The 21,650-nt window shown below is 55.1% G+C and carries 17 protein-coding genes; 13 read left to right on the top strand and 4 right to left on the bottom strand.

Annotated elements, in window-relative coordinates; genetic code table 11:
• Positions 1–898 precede the first annotated feature (898 nt).
• From qseE to glnB, 4 genes are all read left to right on the top strand, one after another.
• Entirely contained in the window at positions 899–2,329 is a 1,431-nt protein-coding gene (gene qseE / locus OGX93_RS20215) for a two component system sensor histidine kinase QseE/GlrK (RefSeq protein WP_047461964.1), read from the top strand.
• Between the two features lie 23 nt (positions 2,330–2,352).
• Positions 2,353–3,096, top strand: coding sequence for a two-component system QseEF-associated lipoprotein QseG (gene qseG / locus OGX93_RS20210; protein WP_286449848.1), 744 nt, complete (start codon positions 2,353–2,355; stop codon positions 3,094–3,096).
• Complete coding sequence (gene glrR, locus OGX93_RS20205) at positions 3,096–4,430, top strand: two-component system response regulator GlrR (protein ID WP_024130114.1); 1,335 nt, start codon at positions 3,096–3,098, stop codon at positions 4,428–4,430. The genes qseG and glrR overlap by 1 nt, the downstream gene beginning before the upstream one ends.
• A gap of 76 nt (positions 4,431–4,506) precedes the next feature.
• Positions 4,507–4,845 (top strand): nitrogen regulatory protein P-II, encoded by a 339-nt coding sequence (gene glnB, locus OGX93_RS20200; protein ID WP_002914032.1) that lies wholly within the window; start codon positions 4,507–4,509, stop codon positions 4,843–4,845.
• Between the two features lie 96 nt (positions 4,846–4,941).
• On the opposite strand, the gene hmpA is transcribed toward glnB, so the two are convergent.
• Positions 4,942–6,132 (bottom strand): NO-inducible flavohemoprotein, encoded by a 1,191-nt coding sequence (gene hmpA / locus OGX93_RS20195; protein ID WP_012131231.1) that lies wholly within the window; start codon positions 6,130–6,132, stop codon positions 4,942–4,944.
• Positions 6,133–6,457: 325 nt separating this feature from the next.
• Here hmpA and glyA point away from each other — a divergent pair, with 325 nt between their 5' ends.
• Entirely contained in the window at positions 6,458–7,711 is a 1,254-nt protein-coding gene (gene glyA, locus OGX93_RS20190; protein ID WP_049009096.1) for a serine hydroxymethyltransferase, read from the top strand.
• A 184-nt stretch (positions 7,712–7,895) separates the two neighbouring features.
• Here the strand turns inward: glyA and OGX93_RS20185 are convergent, their stop codons facing one another.
• The gene (locus OGX93_RS20185) at positions 7,896–9,089 is read right to left on the bottom strand and encodes an ROK family transcriptional regulator (protein WP_047461977.1); all 1,194 of its coding nucleotides are present in this window, start codon (positions 9,087–9,089) and stop codon (positions 7,896–7,898) included.
• 114 nt (positions 9,090–9,203) lie between these two features.
• Here OGX93_RS20185 and OGX93_RS20180 point away from each other — a divergent pair, with 114 nt between their 5' ends.
• The 4 genes from OGX93_RS20180 to OGX93_RS20165 all read left to right on the top strand — a co-directional run bounded on the left by OGX93_RS20180 (position 9,204) and on the right by OGX93_RS20165 (position 16,051).
• Positions 9,204–12,470 (top strand): DUF5107 domain-containing protein, encoded by a 3,267-nt coding sequence (locus tag OGX93_RS20180; RefSeq protein ID WP_286449847.1) that lies wholly within the window; start codon positions 9,204–9,206, stop codon positions 12,468–12,470.
• A 71-nt stretch (positions 12,471–12,541) separates the two neighbouring features.
• Positions 12,542–13,981 carry a sugar porter family MFS transporter gene (locus tag OGX93_RS20175; RefSeq protein ID WP_049009092.1) on the top strand — a complete coding sequence of 480 codons (1,440 nt, stop codon included), beginning with the start codon at positions 12,542–12,544 and terminating at the stop codon, positions 13,979–13,981.
• Complete coding sequence (locus tag OGX93_RS20170) at positions 13,981–14,823, top strand: aldose 1-epimerase (protein WP_199971696.1); 843 nt, start codon at positions 13,981–13,983, stop codon at positions 14,821–14,823. Before OGX93_RS20175 ends, OGX93_RS20170 begins: the two co-directional genes overlap by 1 nt.
• An 88-nt stretch (positions 14,824–14,911) precedes the next feature.
• Positions 14,912–16,051: a 3-phenylpropionate MFS transporter gene (locus OGX93_RS20165; protein ID WP_286449846.1), complete on the top strand. Its 1,140-nt coding sequence runs from the start codon at positions 14,912–14,914 to the stop codon at positions 16,049–16,051.
• Here the strand turns inward: OGX93_RS20165 and csiE are convergent.
• Positions 16,046–17,323 carry a stationary phase inducible protein CsiE gene (gene csiE, locus OGX93_RS20160; protein WP_286449845.1) on the bottom strand — a complete coding sequence of 426 codons (1,278 nt, stop codon included), beginning with the start codon at positions 17,321–17,323 and terminating at the stop codon, positions 16,046–16,048. The two genes, OGX93_RS20165 and csiE, sit on opposite strands and share 6 nt — an antisense overlap.
• A 124-nt stretch (positions 17,324–17,447) precedes the next feature.
• Here csiE and OGX93_RS20155 point away from each other — a divergent pair, with 124 nt between their 5' ends.
• Entirely contained in the window at positions 17,448–18,086 is a 639-nt protein-coding gene (locus OGX93_RS20155) for a DUF1007 family protein (protein WP_199971694.1), read from the top strand.
• Positions 18,077–19,057, top strand: a complete 981-nt coding sequence (locus OGX93_RS20150; RefSeq protein ID WP_071258073.1) for a nickel/cobalt transporter — start codon at positions 18,077–18,079, stop codon at positions 19,055–19,057. Before OGX93_RS20155 ends, OGX93_RS20150 begins: the two co-directional genes overlap by 10 nt.
• Positions 19,058–19,161: 104 nt before the next feature.
• On the opposite strand, the gene suhB is transcribed toward OGX93_RS20150, so the two are convergent.
• Positions 19,162–19,965: an inositol-1-monophosphatase gene (suhB, locus tag OGX93_RS20145; protein ID WP_024130116.1), complete on the bottom strand. Its 804-nt coding sequence runs from the start codon at positions 19,963–19,965 to the stop codon at positions 19,162–19,164.
• A 118-nt stretch (positions 19,966–20,083) separates the two neighbouring features.
• Here suhB and trmJ point away from each other — a divergent pair, with 118 nt between their 5' ends.
• Together trmJ and iscR are read left to right on the top strand one after the other, a co-directional pair.
• The gene (trmJ, locus tag OGX93_RS20140) at positions 20,084–20,815 is read left to right on the top strand and encodes a tRNA (cytosine(32)/uridine(32)-2'-O)-methyltransferase TrmJ (RefSeq protein WP_071258072.1); all 732 of its coding nucleotides are present in this window, start codon (positions 20,084–20,086) and stop codon (positions 20,813–20,815) included.
• A 231-nt stretch (positions 20,816–21,046) separates the two neighbouring features.
• Entirely contained in the window at positions 21,047–21,538 is a 492-nt protein-coding gene (iscR, locus tag OGX93_RS20135) for a Fe-S cluster assembly transcriptional regulator IscR (RefSeq protein ID WP_012131246.1), read from the top strand.
• Positions 21,539–21,650 lie beyond the last annotated feature (112 nt).

Here is a 21,650-nt window from a genome sequence, read left to right as displayed (position 1 = left end):
CGGAACAGGGGCATTGCTGCAATGCTCTGATTTTCAGCCGCACCGGTTTTGCTGTTAAAAAACAAACCGCAGAAATGGTCAGGTGTGGGCAGGTCCGGCTGAAAATTGCCGACGTGTTTCCGTAAGGCCGGAGGAACCCGCATGGATGCGGGTTCAGGGCGCGTTTTGCAGGGACGCTACCTCGCGCCCGCCCCGGTAGCCTGAAGGAATAAGCGGAGGGTATTGCGAAGCAACAATTTTCCTGCCGGGAGCGGGGATTGTTAAGGGGGCAGCGATAGCCCCCTTAACGCGTTCACGGGTGATGAAGCGCCAGAGAAATGCGGGACGTAAAGTGAACGGCATAATACTCCGGGATACTATGTTCTCTCTTCAGAATAATTTCGCTCACTGGATGGCAATATTTTTGCCCTGCCATCAACCATAAAGGTGTCGGGAAATGCCGACATCAGTAGATTGTTTGTGTCTCCAAAAGGAGACATTTAACTCATTGATTTACAAAGATAGCGTAAGGTTTGTTTTTAGGTGTCTCTGAATGGCGACACCTTGCTGAAATTTTGTTCGTTTTGTAACGGTGATGATTTCTCTATAAAACCAAATAAAATCATAATGTTAATTATTTTTTTTAAAATTGGCACACTTACTGCATAATAGTAACCAGTGGCTCATTCACCTTCTTATGTCAGCCCCTTCGGGAAGCGCTACATAAACTTCGAATGACGCACAACAAGGTGCCTGCCGTCCAACTTCTGATAATAGCGTCGCTTTATCAACCACCGGGCGAAACGTCGAGTTAGGCACCGCCTTATTCCATAACAAAGCCGGGTTAATCCCGGCTTTGTTGTATCTGATGTTCCCCTCGGTTAGCATCCTTGTATCCTTATCCGATGAGAGTAACGCCTTGAAGCGCTGGTCTGTTTTCCCCCGGTCCTTGCGACAACTGGTTATGCTGGCATTTCTGCTGATTCTGTTGCCTTTGTTGGTACTGGCCTGGCAGGCCTGGCAAAGTCTCAACGCGCTCAGCGCCCAGGCGGCGCAGACTAACCGCACCACGCTGATAGATGCCCGGCGCAGCGAAGCGATGACCAACGTGGCGCTGGAGATGGAGCGCAGCTACCGGCAATATTGCGTGCTCGACGACCGTACGCTGGCGAAGGTGTATCAGAGCCAGCGAAAACGCTACAGCGAAATGCTGGACGCACATGCGGGAGTATTGCCGGACGCTAAACTTTACCAGGCGCTACGCGATGATCTGAACGGTCTTGCACAATTACAGTGTAAAAATAGCGGCCCTGACGCTACCGCCGCCGCGCGGCTGGAGGCTTTTGCCAACGCCAATACGGAAATGGTGCAGGCAACGCGCACGGTGGTGTTCTCGCGCGGGCAGCAGTTACAGCAGGAAATCGCAGAGCGCGGACAATTCTTTGGCTGGCAGGCGCTGGTGCTGTTTCTGGTCAGTCTGGCGATGGTACTGCTTTTTACAAGGATGATCATTGGGCCGGTGAAAGGGATAGAACGGATGATTAACCGGCTGGGAGAAGGGCGCTCTCTGGGAAATACCGTATCGTTTACCGGGCCGCGCGAGCTGCGTTCGGTGGGGCAGCGCATTATCTGGTTGAGTGAACGTCTGTCCTGGCTGGAATCCCAACGGCATCAGTTTTTACGTCACCTGTCGCATGAGCTGAAAACGCCGCTGGCCAGTATGCGCGAAGGGACAGAGCTGCTGGCCGATCAGGTCGTGGGGCCATTGACGCCGGAGCAAAAAGAGGTCGTCGGCATTCTGGACGATAGCAGCCGCAACTTACAGAAGTTGATTGAGCAACTGCTTGATTACAACAGGAAACTGGCGGACAGCGCGATTGAGATGGAAACCGTGGAGCTTGAACCGCTGGTGGATATGGTGGTTTCCGCTCACAGTTTGCCTGCGCGCGCTAAAATGATGCATACCGAGGTCAGGCTGGCTATCGACAGCTGTCTGGCCGAGCCGATGCTATTAATGAGCGTGCTGGACAATCTTTATTCCAATGCGGTGCACTATGGCGCTGAATCCGGTAACATTTGTATTCGCAGCAATGTATATGGTTCAAAGGCGCATATTGACGTGATCAATACGGGCACGCCGATCCCGGAAGCGGAAAGGGCCATGATTTTTGAACCCTTTTTCCAGGGAAGCCATCAGCGTAAAGGTGCGGTGAAGGGGAGCGGATTAGGGTTAAGTATCGCCAGGGACTGCATCCGTCGTATGCAGGGGGAACTGTATCTGGTCGATGAGAATGCGCAAGAGGTTTGCTTCCGTATCGAACTGCCGCTATCTGCATCGAAAAACCACTAAAAATGAAGCTAAGCCTGGTGAGTATGCCACACGTTTTTGTTCGAGTTCTGAAGCGATTATTTCCCCGAAGAGGATGGTTAGCGAGTGTGCCTTGCCTGGTGCTGATGGGGTGCGCGCCACATGCCGCGAAGCATGTCGTAAATGATGCGTCGCAGGAAAAAACTCCACCGTATCAGCTGGCGGATTATCTCTCTACCGACTGTTCGGATATCTGGTTACTCAAAGGGCCATCGACGGATAACAATCCGCTTTACTGGCAGCGGGCGATTGATTGTGCCGATCGCCTGTTGCCTGTTCAGTCACGCAATGAAGCGCGGGCGCTGGAAGATGGCAGCTGGCAGAACACGTTCAAACGCGGGATTCTGCTGGCGGATGCTAAAATTACGCCCCTTGAACGGCGCGATATGGTCACTCGCCTCGATGCGCTAAGCGCGCAAATTCCCGCTCAGGTGCGCCCGCTTTATCAGCTCTGGCGCGACGGTCAGGCGCTACAGTTACAGCTTGCCGAAGAGCGTCAGCGTTACAGTAAACTCCAGCAAGCGTCGGATAGCGAGCTTGATACGTTGCGTCAGCAGCATCAGCACTTACAGGCGCAGCTCGATCTCACGACGCGCAAGCTGGAGAATCTGACTGATATTGAGCGCCAGCTCTCCACGCGCAAACCCGCAGGCAACTACAATCCTGACGCGACACACGGAAATGATAAACCCGCAGCGCCTGACGACGGCGCATCTTCCGCACTGCCACAAGATGAGGTAACGCCATGATAAGCCGCAAACCGGCACATCTGCTGCTCGTGGACGATGACCCGGGGCTGTTGAAACTGCTGGGGATGCGCCTGACCAGCGAAGGCTACAGCGTCGTGACGGCGGAAAGCGGTCAGGAAGGGCTGCGCGTACTGAATCGCGAAAAAGTGGATTTGGTCATTAGCGATCTGCGAATGGATGAAATGGATGGCATGCAGCTGTTCACGGAAATCCAGAAAGTCCAGCCTGGCATGCCCGTCATCATTTTGACCGCACACGGCTCTATTCCTGATGCCGTGGCGGCGACGCAAAAAGGCGTGTTTAGCTTTCTGACCAAACCGGTCGATAAAGATGCGCTGTATCAGGCCATTGATGACGCGCTTGAACAATCGGCGCCAGCAATGGACGACAGCTGGCGCGAATCAATCGTTACGCGCAGTCCGTTGATGATACGCCTGCTGGAACAGGCGCGGATGGTGGCGCAATCGGATGTCAGCGTGCTGATTAACGGGCAAAGCGGCACCGGGAAAGAGATTTTCGCGCAGGCTATCCATAACGCCAGCCCGCGCAGCAGTAAACCTTTCATCGCCATTAACTGCGGCGCGCTGCCGGAACAGCTACTGGAGTCCGAACTGTTTGGCCACGCGCGCGGGGCGTTTACCGGCGCGGTCAGCAATCGCGAAGGGTTATTTCAGGCGGCGGAAGGCGGCACGCTGTTTCTTGATGAAATCGGCGATATGCCCGCGCCGTTACAGGTTAAGCTGCTGCGCGTTCTGCAAGAGCGCAAAGTCAGACCGCTTGGCAGCAATCGCGATATCGATATTGATGTGCGCATTATCTCCGCAACGCACCGCGATCTGCCTAAGGCGATGGCGCGGGGTGAATTTCGCGAAGACTTATATTACCGTCTGAACGTGGTGAGTCTGAAGATCCCGACGCTGGCGGAGCGTACGGAAGATATTCCGCTGCTGGCGAATCATCTTCTGCGCCAGTCAGCAGAGCGGCATAAACCGTTTGTGCGGGCGTTTTCAACGGATGCGATGAAGCGCCTGATGACCGCAAGCTGGCCGGGAAACGTGCGTCAGTTGGTGAACGTTATTGAGCAGTGCGTGGCGTTAACTTCCTCGCCGGTCATCAGCGACGCGCTGGTGGAGCAGGCGCTGGAAGGCGAAAATACGGCGCTGCCGACGTTTGTTGAGGCGCGTAATCAGTTTGAGCTTAACTACTTGCGTAAACTGCTGCAAATCACCAAAGGGAATGTCACCCATGCGGCGAGAATGGCAGGGCGTAACCGGACGGAATTTTATAAGCTGCTCTCGCGCCATGAGTTGGATGCAAACGATTTCAAAGAGTAGTTTTCATGCCGTAAAGTAGCGTGAATTATGTTACGTTTATCAGATTAAAAGACAGGCGACCTTTTCAAGGAATAGCATGAAAAAGATTGATGCGATTATTAAACCCTTCAAGCTGGACGACGTCCGTGAAGCGCTGGCTGAGGTAGGCATTACCGGTATGACGGTTACCGAAGTGAAAGGCTTTGGGCGTCAGAAAGGTCATACCGAGCTGTACCGTGGCGCGGAATATATGGTGGATTTTCTGCCGAAGGTGAAAATTGAAATCGTGGTGACCGACGATATTGTGGATACCTGCGTTGACACCATTATTCGTACCGCGCAGACGGGGAAAATCGGTGACGGTAAAATTTTCGTCTTTGACGTTGCGCGCGTGATTCGTATTCGTACCGGCGAAGAAGACGACGCGGCAATTTAAACCGCGTCGTGCTTGCCGGATGGCGGTGTAAACACTTTATCCGGCCTACAAAATCCCGTAGGCCTGATAAGCGTAGCGCCATCAGGCATGACTTAATTACAGCACTTTATGTGGGCCGAAGCATTCGTAATGAATGTTTTCGCTTTTCACGCCCAGCCCTGTCAGCTGCTTCGCAGCAAACTGCATAAAGCCGACCGGACCGCACAGATAAAACTGCATTGCCGGATCGCTGATCGCACTTTCCAGTTTATTTAAATCCATCAGACCTGTGCTGTCGAACGCGCCATTCGCACGATCGGCTTCTGTCGGTTCGCGATACCAGGTATGTGCGGTAAAGCGCGGCAGGGTTTTACCCAGCTCGCTCACTTCATCTGCGAACGCATGCACGTCGCCGTTTTCCGCCGCGTGGAACCAGTTCACCTGCGCGGTGTGGTTGGCTTTGGTCAGCGTATCCAGCATAGCCAGCATTGGAGTCTGGCCGACGCCTGCGGAAATCAGGGAAACAGGCGTGTCCGTTGCGACATCCATGAAGAAATCACCAGCCGGAGCGGCTAAGTGGACGATATCGCCGACGCTTGCGTGGTTGTGCAGCCAGCTGGAAACCTGACCGCCATCTTCACGCTTAACTGCGATGCGATAACCTTTACCATCCGGCTTGCGGGTCAGGGAATACTGACGGATCTCCTGATGCGGGAAGCCTTCCGGTTTCAGCCATACCCCCAGGTATTGACCCGGATGATATTCTGCGACCGGGCCGCCATCGACCGGTTCAAATTCAAAGCTGGTAATCAGGGCGCTGCGCGGCGTTTTCGCGACGATGCGGAACGGACGAGTGCCTTCCCAGCCGCCATTCTTGCTGGCGTTTTCGCTGTAGATTTGCGCTTCGCGATTGATAAAGACATTGGCCAGAACGCCATACGCTTTACCCCAGGCATCCAGCACTTCCTGGCCCGGGCTGAACATTTCGTCCAGCGTTGCCAGCAGGTGGCCGCCAACGATGTTGTACTGTTCTGGTTTGATCTGGAAACTGGTGTGCTTCTGGGCGATTTTTTCTACCGCAGGCAGCAGCGCAGGCAGGTTTTCGATATTGCTGGCATAGGCCGCGATGGCGTTAAACAGCGCTTCACGTTGATCGCCATTTCGCTGGTTACTCATGTTAAAAATTTCTTTGAGTTCAGGGTTGTGGGTAAACATGCGATCGTAGAAATGGGCGGTCAGTTTTGGACCGGTTTCAACCAGCAGGGGAATGGTGGCTTTTACTGTGGCGATGGTTTGAGCGTCAAGCATACTGTCTTCCTTTATCTGAGACTTTAATGATGTATGTCAAATACATCTTATAAAAAATAACCCTGTATTGTAAATGGTTCTTTGTAACTTTGCGTTTTTAACGTTACAACGTGAAAAATCTGCATCACAAACCTGAAAAGAAATCCGTTGGAATTCGTAAGGTCTTCATTCGACAAAGCCTTGTACAGCATGAAGGTAATCGTTTGCGTAAAATCCTTTGTCAAGACCTGTTATCGCAGAATGATTCGGTTATACTGTTGGCCGTTGTCCCACGGGATTGCCTTTTTAGGCCAAAATTTATCGTTAGCTGAGTCAGGAGATGCGGATGTTAAAGCGTGAAATGAACATTGCCGATTATGATGCCGAACTGTGGCAGGCTATGGAGCAGGAAAAAGTACGTCAGGAAGAGCACATCGAACTGATCGCCTCCGAAAACTACACCAGCCCGCGCGTGATGCAGGCGCAGGGATCTCAGCTGACCAACAAATACGCTGAAGGATATCCGGGCAAGCGCTACTACGGCGGTTGCGAATATGTGGATGTCGTTGAGCAACTGGCGATTGACCGCGCGAAAGAACTGTTTGGCGCAGACTACGCCAACGTCCAGCCGCACTCTGGTTCTCAGGCTAACTTCGCGGTCTACACTGCGCTGCTGCAACCGGGCGACACCGTTCTGGGTATGAACCTGGCGCAAGGTGGCCACCTGACTCACGGTTCTCCGGTAAACTTCTCCGGTAAACTGTACAACATCGTGCCTTACGGCATCGATGAGTCCGGTAAAATTGACTACGAAGAGATGGCGAAGCTGGCTCAGACTCACAAACCGAAGATGATCATCGGCGGCTTCTCTGCTTATTCCGGCGTCGTTGACTGGGCAAAAATGCGTGAAATTGCCGACAGCATTGGCGCGTACCTGTTTGTTGATATGGCGCACGTCGCGGGTCTTATCGCCGCAGGCGTTTACCCGAACCCGGTTCCGCATGCTCACGTTGTGACCACCACCACGCACAAAACCCTGGCGGGTCCGCGCGGCGGCCTGATCCTGGCGAAAGGCGGTGACGAAGAGTTGTACAAAAAACTGAACTCTGCTGTTTTCCCTAGTGCTCAGGGTGGCCCGCTGATGCATGTGATCGCCGGTAAAGCGGTGGCGCTGAAAGAAGCGATGGAACCGGAGTTTAAAGTCTACCAGCAGCAGGTTGCCAAAAACGCCAAAGCGATGGTGGAAGTGTTCCTGAACCGTGGCTACAAAGTGGTTTCCGGCGGTACGGAGAACCACCTGTTCCTGCTGGATCTGGTGGACAAAAACCTGACCGGTAAAGAAGCTGACGCCGCGCTGGGTCGTGCCAACATCACCGTTAACAAAAACAGCGTGCCGAACGATCCGAAGAGCCCGTTTGTTACTTCCGGTATCCGTATCGGTTCTCCGGCCATTACGCGTCGCGGCTTTAAAGAAGCTGAAGCTAAAGAGCTGGCTGGCTGGATGTGCGATGTGCTGGACAACATCAACGATGAAGCGGTTATTGAGCGCATCAAAGGCAAAGTGCTGGACATCTGCGCACGCTTCCCGGTTTACGCGTAAGCGATACGCCAGGCATCGTGAAAAAGGCTTCCTGCGGGAAGCCTTTTTTATTTCCGGGTCACGCCGTGCGGGCGAATCCAGGCGCGACTTTGATACCCGGTTATATGAATAATTTTAATACCGCGCCGGTGGTTTTTCATTCGACAAGCGAGTCTCCTTTCATCGCAGGGTGTCGGACTCATATTCAGAGCGCGTTTAGCTGTGATTCGACGTACAGATAGCCGATCCCCATCAACTGTTGCGAACGACTGAGTGTGCCAAAGCCGATCCGGGTGGACCTTGCCTGCGGGTTATCGCCATGATCAAAGGGATTAAACCCCGTTTGCTGCACCAGCGTATTCAGCCAGCTTTCGCCAAAGGCGCAACTGCGGCCATAAATCCAGATTTGGTTAATATTCAGGATATTCAGAAAGTTATATAAACTCAGGCCAATCGCGCTGGCGGCGTGTTCCACCCAGGCCTGGATGCGGACATCGCCCTGTTGCCAGGCGGTAATCAGTTGATCGATGGTGATAGTTTCTGGATCGCAATCCGCCGTGGGCTGCGTTTTCATCCACCGTCGAGCCTGCTTTTTAAGCGCGCTGAGCGAGGCCACAGTTTCCAGACAGCCGTAGCGGCCGCAATCACAGGCTACCCCGTCCGGGTTGACGATGGTATGTCCGATCTGACCGCTGCCATACAAACTGCCGCGCCAGATGTTGTCGTTGATGACAAAGGAGGAACCAATCCCGTAATCGACGTTAATGACGCAGAAATCGCGGTTTGCCGCCGGGTTTTGCCACTTCTCCGCCAGCGCCAGCATCACGCAGTCATTGTCTAACCGCACCTGTACGCCGAGCATCTCCTCCAGCAGATATTTAATCTCAACCGGGGTTTTCCACGGTGCCTGCGGCATGGTTTTTGACGCCCCGGTAATGGGATCGACCTGACCGTGAACGCCTAATGCCAGATTGATGGTCACGTCGGGATAGCGCTGACGATATTCCCGCCAGTGCGCGGCAAGCGCGGTCAGCAAGGCTTTTGGCGAACCGGCATTGATCTCCGCATGGCGCCAGTCGCCCACGGCGACCAGACGCGCATCTGCCAGCTGGCTGGTGATGCTGGTGGGCGTCACGTTCATGCACAGCGTCCAGTCTCCCTGTTCGGGCAGGTGATAGCTGCCGCTACTCAGCCCTCGTTGGCTTAACGTCTCCCGGGAATGGCAAATTCTTCCCTCATCGATCAACTCCTCCAGAATATTGCTGACCGCCGGAATCGACAGGCCGCTGAGCTGCGCCAGCCGGGATTTACTGAGCTGTTTTTCACGCCACAGGTGCGACAGAAAGATCTGTTTGTTGGCTTGCCTGACCCGGGCGTTATTGAACCCTGTACGCTGCATACACTTAACTCCCTTAACTATATTGCGTGAGCATTGCGTATTTTAACGCCAGTTATCTGCCCCAGAATAGCAGCAAGGTGAAATTTTACTTTTGTTTGTTTAGTGGAGAATGACATGTACGGTTCAGTTAAGGTCTGGCAGGAAACACTCTCACTCCCTACGTGGACAACCGGCGAAGAAGATCCGAACCCGATGTTCCTGGAAAAACGGGTTTATCAGGGGTCTTCAGGCGCGGTTTATCCTTATGGCGTCATCGATACGCTGACCGGTGAACGTGAAATGCGTGAGTATCAGGCAGTCTGGATGGAGAATGATTTTATTCGCATCATGCTGTTGCCGGAGCTGGGCGGACGTATTCATCGCGCGTATGACAAAGTGCAGCAGCGTGATTTTGTTTACTACAACGAAGTGGTGAAACCCGCGCTGGTCGGGCTGCTGGGGCCGTGGATCTCCGGTGGGATTGAATTTAACTGGCCGCAGCATCACCGTCCTACCACATTTATGCCGGTGGATTTTACCTGTCAGCAGGGCGAACGCGGAGAACAAACCGTGTGGATGGGGGAAGTGGAGCCCATGCGCGGCTTGCAGGTGATGACCGGATTTACGCTGTACCCCGATCGGGCATTAATTGAAATCACCGGAAAAGTCTTTAACGGCAACGCTACGCCGCGCCATTTTTTGTGGTGGGCAAACCCGGCGGTGAAAGGCGGAGACGACCACCAGAGCGTTTTCCCGCCGGACGTCACTGCCGTATATGACCACGGTAAACGGGATGTCTCCGCCTTTCCGATCGCGACGGGCACTTATTACAAAGTGGACTACTCCGCCGGCGTGGATATCTCGCGTTATAAAAATGTGCCGGTGCCGACCTCTTATATGGCTGAAAAGTCAGATTATGATTTTGTCGGCGCCTGGCATCATGGCGAACGAGGGGGACTGCTGCATGTGGCCGACCACCATATTTCGCCGGGTAAAAAACAGTGGACGTGGGGATACGGTGATTTTGGCGTGGCCTGGGATCGCAACCTGACCGATGACAACGGCCCGTACATTGAACTCATGACCGGGGTCTTCACCGACAACCAGCCAGATTTTACCTGGCTTGCGCCGTATGAAGAGAAAGTCTTCGTGCAAAATTTCCTGCCCTACAGTGAACTGGGCATGGTGCAAAATGCCAGTACGCAGCTTGCGCTGCGCCTTGAGCGAGAAGGGAACCAGCTTTCATCCGGCGTTTATGCCGTTGCGCCGCTACATGACGTTCAGGTAACGCTTTGTGCCCAGGGGCAACCGTTCTTTGAAAAAACACTCACGCTGGAACCCGGTCAAAGCTGGCGCGCCGATCTTTCTGACGCGGGCCACGCGCGGGTGAAAATGACCGTTGCCCGTCGTGATGGCGTCACGCTGCTGGCGTATGAGGAGCATATCGCGGAGGACTTGCCGTTGCCGAAAGCGGCCTGTGCGCCCGAACTACCAGAGGCGCTGTCCTGTACTGATGAGCTCTATTTTATTGGTCAGCATCTGGAGCAGTACAACCATGCCAGCCGCTATGCAGAAGAGTATTACCAGCGAGCGCTGGACGTGGACCCGCATGACTATCGCAACAATGTCGCGTTGGGCACGCTGGCGCTGAATCGTGCGGACTGGGCGCAGGCAGAGCGCTGTGCGCAGTCTGCCTTACAGCGGGCGCATAAGCTCAATAAAAATCCGCGTGATGGGGAGGCGAGTATGCTGCTGGCCGCCGCGCTGGAACGCCAGGGCAAGGACGACCTCGCCCGTGAGCACTACTACAAAGCCAGCTGGAGCGGCAACTGTCGTGACGCGGCCTTCTGGTCGCTGGCGCGAATCTCCATGAAGCGGAATGATTACGCCGATGCGCTGGAGAAAGTGAATCTGAGTTTGCGCTTTAATGGCAGCAATAATCTGGCGATGGGGCTGAAAGCATTGATTCTGGCCGGACTCGGGCGCACAACCGAAGCGCTGGCGTATATTTCACAGCAGCTTATTGAGTACCCGCTGAGTTACACCCTGCATTATGCGCGCTGGGCTATCCGTCAGGATGAGGCGGCGAAAGAGGCGCTTATCGCCATTACCGGGCGCCGTGGCGCCAACGCCTGCGAGCTGGCGGGCTGGCTGGTCTCTTGTGGGCAAAAAGAGGCCGCCCGCGCGGTGCTGACGCTGCTCGACAGCCAGGAGACGCTGCCCATGCTGTGGCGCGCCTCGCTGAGTGATGATCCGCAACCGTTTATTGCGCTGGCTCGCGACTGTTTGCACAACCGCGTTCGTTTTCCCAACACGCTCGACGAAGTGCAAATGCTGCAAACGCTGTCGGATTGCGCCTTCGCTCGTTATCTGCTGGGCTGCTTCTGGTACAGCAAACGTTGTTATGAAGAGGCGGTGAATTGCTGGCAGTTTACGCTGGAGCAGGAACCGAATTTCGCGCCGGTGCATCGGCTGCTGGGGATTTACGCCTGGAACAAACAGCACGATGCGCAGAAAGCGCTGAAATACCTGTCTCAAGCGGTCGTGCTGGAGCCGAAGAATGCCCGCTTCCTGTTTGAGCTGGATTATCTGAACAAACTGATGGCAGCGCCAGCCGAGGCGCGTTTACAACGGCTGGAGGCCAGCAAAGAGATTGTTTTCCATCGCGACGATCTGACCGTGGAATTGCTTAGCGTATGGAATAGCCTCGGTCGCTACGAAGCGGCCGCCGGGGTGTTGCGCGAACGTGTTTTTCACCCCTGGGAAGGCGGGGAGGGCAAAGCCACCGGGCAATATTTACTGAATCAGATCCACCAGGCGCTGGAGGCTATTCGCCGTGGCGAGCTGCAAAACGCCACCGTTTTGCTTCAGCAGGCGTTGCACTATCCGCACAATCTCGGCGAGGGGCGTTTACCGGGACAAACGGATAATGACATCTGGTATTTGCTGGGCTATTGCGCGCGCCAGCAAGGTCATCATGATGAGGCGCAGCGCTATTTCACCCGCGCGACTCGCGGAGGCAGCTCGCTGGACGCGGGACGTTACTACAATGACCAGCCGGTGGATTATCTCTTCTGGCAGGGGATGGCTCTGAAAGCGTCAGGTGACTGCACTGAAGCGAACCTTCTTTTCCAGAGTTTCCTGCAATGGGTGGAGACGCAGCGTGACAAGGTTCCCGATGTCGATTTCTTCGCCGTATCGTTACCGGATCTGGTGGTGCTGGATGCACCCGCACAGGAGAAACACCAACAGCACTGCCTGTTCATTACCGCGCTGGGCCATCTGGGGCAGGGCGATATCCCGGCGTGCCAGCAGGCGCTAAACGTGCTCCTGCAACGCAATCCGACGCATGACAAGGCGCAGCTGCTGCGCCATGCGCTCAACATACCGTTATTTCAATAGACCCTGAACAGGTGGAGGCGACTCCACCTGAAACCTGCTGTTCCCTGCGTTTCCCTGAAAGAGGAATCATAATGAATAACACGCAGACACATTTAAGAATCGGTTATGTCTGGACTATCTGTCTGGTTGCCGCCTGCGGCGGCTTGCTGTTTGGCTATGACTGGGTGGTGATTGGCGGCGCCAAACCGTTCTACGAAGCCTATTTTTCAATTACCGATCCAGCGCAGTCCGGCTGGGCGATGAGTTCCGCGCTGGTCGGCTGTATCTTTGGCGCGCTGATGTCCGGCTGGTGCGCTGATAAATTTGGGCGAAAAATGCCGCTGATTCTGGCCGCGATCCTGTTCAGCGCATCGTCCTGGGGAACCGCTGTCGCCAGCAATTTCGATATGTTTGTGATTTACCGTATTGTTGGCGGCGTAGGAATCGGCCTGGCGTCCGCCCTTAGCCCGCTGTACATCGCGGAAGTCAGCCCGGCGGAGAAGCGTGGACGTTTTGTGGCGGTCAACCAACTCACGATCGTGATCGGCGTACTGGCGGCCCAGCTCATTAATCTGATGATTGCAGAACCGGTGGCGACCGACGCGACCCGGCAGGCGATTGTTGAAAGCTGGAATGGGCAGATGGGCTGGCGCTGGATGTTCGGCGCGGAACTGGTGCCTGCGCTGGCGTTTCTGGTTCTGATGTTCTTTGTGCCGGAATCACCGCGCTGGCTGGTCAAAGCGGGCAAACCTGAACGCGCCCGCGCCATGCTGCAACGGATTGGCTCAGCGGAGTATGCCGGGCAGACGTTGCGGGAAATAGAACATACTCTGCTGAAAGACAACCACAAAGTGGCCTGGTCAACGCTGTTGCAGCCGCAGATTAAACCGATTGTCATCATCGGCATGGTGCTGGCCGTCTTCCAGCAATGGTGCGGGATCAATGTGATCTTCAACTATGCGCAGGAGATCTTCGCTTCCGCAGGGTTTGATATCAACGGAACGTTAAAATCCATTGTCGCCACAGGGATCATTAACCTCGTCTTCACCCTCGCAGCGCTGCCGCTGGTCGATAAAATTGGTCGCCGAAAACTGATGCTGTTTGGCGCTTCAGGACTCACGGTGATTTATGTACTGATTGCCGCCGCTTACGGGATGGGGATTATGGGCTGGCCGGTTCTGGTGCTGGTGCTGGCGGCTATTGCGATTTACGCCCTGACGCTGGCGCCAGTCACCTGGGTTCTGTTGTCGGAAATCTTCCCGAACCGCGTCCGTGGTCTGGCGATGTCGCTGGGGACGCTGGCGCTCTGGATTGCCTGCTTCCTGCTGACCTACACGTTCCCGCTGCTTAATGCGGGGCTGGGAGCGGCGGGCAGTTTCCTGCTTTACGGCGTTATCTGCGCGATGGGGTATTTCTACGTGCTGCGCAATGTGCCTGAAACGAAAGGCGTGACGCTGGAGGCGCTGGAAGAGCAACTGGCGGCGCGGCATGTGAAATCCAGCCCGTCAACTCAACAGCGAAGCGCACGGTAATGGACGATACGCTGATATTACAAAACACGCATCTGCGGATGCGTGTTGATCCACAGGGCGGCAGATTGTTGAGTTTGTTTTCATTAGCGCATCAGCAGGCCGTTTTACGTGAAGGATGCGGCGTAAAACCCGGCGAATGCGGCCTGTTCCCTATGCTGCCGGTCGCTAATCGCGTTGCCGAAAACCGTTTTTTGTTCAGGGGAGAGGAGGTGAATCTTCCCCGGCATGAGGAGGATGCCGTTTTCTTTCTGCACGGTGACGGCTGGCTCAGGCGCTGGGATACGATTGCCGTTCATGAGGATGCCTGTCATCTGCGTTCAGGTCGTCAAATGGCGTGCGGTTATGATTATGTCGCGGATCTTCACTATCAGCTGGACGCCGCTGTGCTTCATGCCTCGCTGACGATAACGCACCGGGGGGAACGACCGATGCTTTATGGTTGCGGATTCCACCCGTACTTTGCTTTTGATCGTCACAGTACCGTGCAGTTTGCCGCCAGCGGTTACTGGCCGGAAGGTAAGCTGCATCTGCCGCAGGAATGGCAGAGCGATATTCCCCGGCAGGCGGATTTTTCCGGTGCGCAATATGGCGAGGATGCGTGGCTTAACGTAGGGTATTCCGGCTGGAGCGGGCGGGCGATTGTGCAGCGTGATGTGATGAAGGTCACGCTTTTATCGCAAACGCCCTGGCTTATGCTATTCAGAATGCAAGGGGAGTCATTCTTGTGTCTGGAACCGCAGTCGCACCCGGTAAATGCCCACAACATGCCGGGGCAACCGGGACTCCAGGCTTTAGCTCAGGGGGACCAGTGCCATTTCGCGATGCAAATCGCTGTTGTTTAGGCCAAAAAAGATGTTATTCGCCTGTTAATGCTCTCTTGCGCCAGCCTGCATTTATCGCCAGACTATCGCCTCCATACGGGAGGGAATCATGGTTTTGCACTCCACGCGCTGGCTGGCGCTCGGTTATTTTACCTACTTCTTTAGCTACGGTATTTTTCTGCCATTCTGGAGCGTCTGGCTTAAAGGCCTGGGACTGACGCCGGAAACCATCGGTCTCCTGCTGGGGGCGGGGCTGGTGGCGCGTTTCCTCGGTAGCCTGTTGATTGCGCCACGGGTGAGCGATCCTTCCCGCTTGATTTCTGCGTTACGCCTTCTGGCGCTGCTGACGCTGGTGTTTGCCCTTGCATTCTGGGCAGGGACGCACGTCGCGTGGCTGATGGTGGTGATGATCGGTTTTAACCTCTTCTTCTCGCCGCTGGTGCCGCTCACCGATGCGCTGGCCAATACCTGGCAAAAACAGTTAACGATGGACTATGGCCGGGTGCGTTTGTGGGGGTCCATTGCGTTTGTGATCGGCTCGGCGTTGACCGGGAAACTGGTGAGCCTCTTTGATTATCAGGCAATTCTGGGGCTATTGACGCTTGGGGTGGCCTCGATGCTGCTAGGTATGCTGCTGCGACCGAGCGTATTACCGCAGGGGGAAAGCCGTCATCAGGAGAGTGCGGGCTGGCCTGCCTGGCGTACGCTCGTCGTTCAGAGCTGGCGCTTTCTCGCCTGCGTGTGCCTGCTGCAAGGCGCGCATGCCGCTTATTACGGCTTCAGCGCGATTTACTGGCAGGGGGCGGGCTATTCCGCTTCGGCAGTGGGGTATTTGTGGTCGCTGGGCGTGGTGGCGGAAGTGGTTATTTTTGCGATGAGTAACAAACTGTTCCGCCGTTTTAGCGCTCGCGATCTGCTATTGCTCTCCGCCGTATGCGGCGTCATTCGCTGGGGATTAATGGGCTGGAGCACCGCGCTGCCGTGGTTGATAGCGATCCAGATTCTGCATTGCGGCACCTTTACCGTTTGCCATCTGGCCGCGATGCGTTACATCGCCGCTCGCCAGGGAAGCGAAGTGATTCGTCTACAGGCGGTCTATTCTGCCGTGGCGATGGGCGGCAGCATTGCCATCATGACCGTATTCGCCGGATTCCTGTATCAGCATTTAGGGAACGGCGTATTCTGGGTGATGGCATTGGTGGCGTTGCCTGCTATTTTCTTACGGCCTAACGTCGCCGCGTCATCATGATTCCAGTATTTTGCGGATCTGTTGCTGTTGGTGTGCGGTAAGTGACAGGTCCGCATGAATCAACGGCGGCGAAAAGAGCGGCAGCGGTGTGGCATATGGGGTGACAATCAGCGCCACGCCGCGCGGCGAACCTTCTTTCTGGAAGGCCTGCGTCGGCACATGCTTAATATTGAGCGGCAGGAGCGTCAGTTCTCGTAATTGCTGCTCAATATGTGCCTCCAGTTCGCCGTTATTGCCTGTCAGTAACACGATCTGCTTTTCGTGCAGGTCGTTCTCCTGCATCAGCCATGCGCCAAAAATCACCGCGACCAGCCCTGTCTCTTCATCAGAGAAACGCACACCGTATTCGCTTTCAAACCCGGCGAGGGCGTCACGCGTGGTGCGCACCAGCCGAGGGTAGAGGCGACTGAACTCTTCCGGCAGCGTGTTATCAATACCAATGGCGAATAAACTTCGGCTCAGCGCCTGGGCAAGGTGCACATAGAGTTGGTCGTTAAGTCCTTGTTCGTCGCTGAAGCGTACCTGCCCCATTTCCCGAAAGCGCAACACCAGCCGGGCGACAGCCAGGCGCAGGCGGCGATCCTGCTGATGGTTGTCGTGGATAGGGTCGGGGATGCGAATCATGGAAAACAGTAAAGCCATAAACAGCGTTTCGTCGGGCGGCGCGTTTTGCATGACGCGGCGCTGCCAGTGACGGCCAATCTCCAGCGCGAGCGGATATTCGGCGCAGGACTGCACCCACTGTTTCTGTAGCGGATTAAACGCCGGTGCGATGCCCGCATGATGCTGTAGCAGGCAATATTGTAAAAACAGCCGCAGAAACTGCACATCCCGGCATTCAAACGGTTTTTGCAGCCGCCGCGAGCAAAGGTTGATCAGCGCATGCAGATTGGTATCGTCATACAACGTACGCGCGATCCCTCTCCGTTTAAGCTCGGTTTTTAATGCCGGCGTAAACTGTTGCGTAATGAAAGTCGGGCATATGCGTAAGCCGCGTCTGAGCCAGTGTAAAAGGCACAAACGTTGGTTGAGCGCAGCCCCCTCGATTCGGTAGCGTCCGTTCTGACCCGTTGTGATGGCGAGTCGATGATAGCGCTGGATCTCCAGACCTGTTTCGGTGATATCCTCACGGGCAATTTCATCATCGACTCCATTGAGCGCGCTGAATGTTTCCGTGGTGGCGATTTGCCCCGGCTGGAAAAGCGTCAGTAAAACCTGGCAGCGGCGCTGGGGAGCAGAAAGTACAGACGGCGAAGTAAGCGTTGGCATCATCTGTCTGGTCTCCCGTTAGTTTGTTTGATAAGGATAGCTAAAGTTTGTGCGTTGAAATGGTTATAAGAGGGCTTTACGCCAGGAATGCTGGCGAGCATCACAGAATTTTTAACGTGAGGAACAGATGCAATTAGTTAAACGCAGCGCTTTAACACTCTTTCTCGCTGTTTTATCTTTTACAGCGCAGGCGCACCCTCATAGTTTTATTCGATTGCAGACGCAGCTGGTGAGTGAAAACGATCGGTTTGTGGCGCTAAAAATGCGCTGGACGATGGATGAAATCACCTCCGCAGACCTGCTTTACGACGCGGGAGACGCGAAGCCCGGTTCGGAGATCTGGAAAAAGCTGGCGGCGGAAGTGATGGCGAACGTGCTCGGCCAGCACTACTTCACCGAAGTGTGGCACAACGGACAAAAGGTTAAGTTTAAAAATCGCCCGACGGAATACGGAATGGAACGGGAAGCGCACCAGGCGGTGTTGACGTTTGTCCTGCCGCTGGCTGAACCGCAGCCGCTGGGCGGCCAGACTTACACTTTTTCGACCTTCGATCCCACATACTATGTGGATATGAGCTACGCCAACGATCGGGACGCCTCGTTGCCGCAGGCGTTAAGCACACAATGCAGCATAAGCGTGCATACGCCGACGCCGAGTGAAGAGACGCTCAGTTTTGCGCAGTCGCTGGATAAAGAAGACGCGCCGCCGGAGGATATGGATTTGGGTAAACAGTTCGCGCAGAAGGTAACGGTGCAATGTCAGTAATCTCCCAACAACGCCCGCGCTCCCGACGCTGGCTGCCGCTGTGGCCGCTGGCGGTATTTCTGTTGCTGGCCATCGCGGGTGGGCTGTGGTTATGGCAGGCCTGGCCGCAGGTGATGGTGAAAAGCATTGTCTGGCAGCGGGAAGTGAATCAGCAGATGAGCGCCTTATTAAAAGCGGTGGCGGCGAATCCGGCGCAGGCGGGCGGTTCGCTGCTGTTGTTTAGCTTTCTGTATGGCGTACTCCATGCGCTGGGGCCGGGTCATGGAAAAGTGGTGATTACCACATGGCTGGCGACGCATCCATCAAAGCTGAAATCAAGCATTGGCCTGACGCTGGCCTCATCGTTGTTGCAGGGGCTGGTGGCCATTGCGCTGGTGGTTGTGGTGCTGACGGTATTGCAGCTTCCGGCGAGGCAGTTACATCTGAGCAGCTTCTGGCTGGAGAAGGGCAGTTATGCGTTAGTCGGCGTGCTGGGAATATTGCTTTGCTGGCGGGCGCTAAAGACGCTTCGCGCGCTGCTGCGCAAGCCGAAATTTATCTCATTTACGCCGCATCATGTTCACCACGAACATTGCGGCTGTGGGCATCAGCATCTGCCGAACCCAGAGCAACTCAGGAATGGCGATGACTGGCGCGCGCGGCTGATGATTATTCTGTCGATGGGGATGCGCCCCTGTTCCGGCGCGATTATGGTGCTGCTGTTCAGTAAAGTTATTGGCGTCTTTAGTTGGGGAATGGCGTCGGCGCTGGCGATGGCGGCGGGAACTTCGCTGACCATTACCTCTCTGGCGTTGCTGGTTCACAGTTTCCGCGCACTGGCGGTAAAATTAAGCGGCAATAAAACGCCGGTATTGTGGCGACAGATTGGCTGGACAACGCTGGCGTTAGCCGGTGGCGTGATTTTGGTTGTGGCTGCTGTTGTGATGTGGGTCAGTGCGGTGCCGGTGGGCAGGGGATTAAGACCGTTTTAGCACAGTTGTAGGATGAATGCCTGATGGCGCTTCGCTTATCAGGCCTACGGGAAACTCCCCTGGTAGGCCGGATAAGGCGCTAGCCGTCATCCGGCATCAAACGATTAACGCTTCAGCGCATCACTCAATTCGTCGCGCATGCTTGCCAGCATCGCTTTAACCACGCGTGGGTTACCGGCCACGATGTTACCGGTCGTCATGTAGTTATGGCCGCCGGTAAAGTCGCTGACGATACCGCCCGCTTCACGCACCAGCAGTTCGCCGCCGGCGAAATCCCACGGACGCAGACCGATCTCAAAGAAACCGTCAACGCGACCCGCAGCCACATACGCTAGATCCAGCGCAGCAGAACCGGTGCGACGGAAGTCAGCGCATTCGGTGAACAGTTTGCTAACGATATTGATGTAGGTGGTCGCATACTGTTTGGCTTTGAACGGGAAACCGGTCGCCAGGATGGTGCCATCCAGGTCGCGCGCGGTGCTGCCGCGCAGACGGTAACCGTTCAGCTGTGCGCCCTGACCGCGAGTGGCGGTGAACAGTTCGTTACGCATAGGATCGTAAACTACCGCGACTTCAGTACGGCCTTTGATGCGTACTGCGATAGATACCGCGAAGTGCGGCAGACGTTTGATAAAGTTGGTGGTGCCATCCAGTGGATCGATAACCCATTGAACATCCTGATCGGTACCTTCATGTTCACCGCTTTCTTCGGTAATGATGGTGTGCTGTGGGTAAGATTTGCGGATCGTTTCGATAATAATCGCTTCGGCGGCTTTATCGACGTTGGTCACAAAATCATTGCTGCCTTTCTGGCTGGTTTCTACTGAGTCAGGCGTTTCGTAGTGTTTGGCAATTACATTACCCGCCTTGCGCGCTGCGCGCACGGCGATGGTCAGCATCGGATGCATCGGTCTCTCTCACTGGATGTTAAAGAACGGGAAAACGGCGCAGAGTATAGCAGCGAGTTCGGAATATGTCTCCGTTTTATGATAATATGCCCGAATAATCTTTAGCCGAAGAAAGACAATGCTGCAAAATATTCGAATTGTGCTGGTGGAAACCTCTCACACCGGCAATATGGGTTCTGTTGCCCGCGCCATGAAAACAATGGGTTTAACAAACCTGTGGCTGGTAAATCCGTTGGTCAAGCCGGACTCCCAGGCTATCGCGCTGGCGGCTGGCGCCAGCGATGTGATCGGCAATGCGCAGATCGTCGATACGCTCGATGACGCGCTGGCAGGGTGTAGCCTGGTGGTCGGCACCAGCGCGCGTTCCCGCACGCTGCCGTGGCCGATGCTGGACCCGCGCGAATGCGGTCTGAAAAGCGTGGCGGAAGCCGCGAATACGCCGGTTGCGCTGGTCTTTGGCCGCGAGCGCGTTGGCCTGACCAACGACGAACTGCAAAAATGCCATTACCATGTGGCGATTGCTGCAAACCCGGAATACAGCTCGCTCAACCTGGCGATGGCGGTACAGGTGATCGCCTACGAAGTGCGTATGGCCTGGCTGGCAACGCAGGAAAACGACGAGGCGGCGGAACATGAAGAGACGCCATATCCGCTGGTGGACGACCTGGAACGTTTTTACGGCCATCTGGAGCAGACGCTGCTTTCAACCGGCTTCATCCGTGAAGGCCATCCGGGGCAGGTCATGAACAAACTGCGTCGTCTGTTTACGCGTGCGCGCCCGGAAAGCCAGGAACTGAACATCCTGCGCGGTATTCTTGCTTCTATTGAGCAGCAGAATAAAGGCAAGTAAGCGTGTTGATGCCGGATGGCTGCACGATTTGCAGGCCGAATATTGTAGGCCGGATAAGCGGAGCGCCATCCGGCAAACAGAAACGGCACTGAAGGTTAAATACCTGACTAAATTAGTCAAGTAAATAGTTGACTGATTTAGTCGGGAATGTCAGACTTGACCCTGCTATGCAATACCCCCATTTTACAATAAAAAACCCCGGGCAGGGGCGAGTTTGAGGTTAAGTAAGACATGAGACTGACATCTAAAGGGCGTTATGCCGTGACCGCAATGTTGGACGTTGCGCTCAACTCCGAAGCGGGCCCGGTACCGTTGGCTGATATTTCTGAACGTCAGGGAATTTCCCTTTCTTATCTGGAACAGCTGTTTTCACGTTTGCGTAAAAATGGTCTGGTTTCCAGCGTACGTGGCCCAGGCGGTGGTTATCTGTTGGGTAAAGACGCAGGTAGCATCGCGGTTGGCGAAGTGATTAGCGCTGTTGACGAGTCGGTAGATGCGACCCGTTGTCAGGGCAAAGGCGGCTGTCAGGGCGGCGATAAATGCCTGACGCATGCGCTGTGGCGTGATTTGAGTGACCGTCTGACCGGTTTCCTCAACAACATTACCTTAGGCGAACTGGTGAATAACCAGGAAGTTCTGGATGTGTCTGATCGTCAGCACACCCATGACGCGCCACGTAGCACCCGTACGCAAGACGCAATCGACGTCAAACTGCGCGCGTAATTTACCCGCCCTGTTTCGGGGCGCTGCTGCGTTGGCCGCGCTTGTTCATCCCGGTCACTTACTTATGTAAGCGCCTGGGTTTCACAAGCTTGTCGCCTTGCTGCACCGCAAA

Origin of the sequence: Citrobacter sp. CK195 (genome assembly GCF_030333365.1) — a bacterium.
In the GTDB taxonomy this organism is placed as follows: domain Bacteria; phylum Pseudomonadota; class Gammaproteobacteria; order Enterobacterales; family Enterobacteriaceae; genus Citrobacter_B; species Citrobacter_B koseri.
The sequence above is the reverse complement of the archived record's forward strand: the minus strand, read 5'-3'. Positions and strand labels throughout refer to the sequence as shown.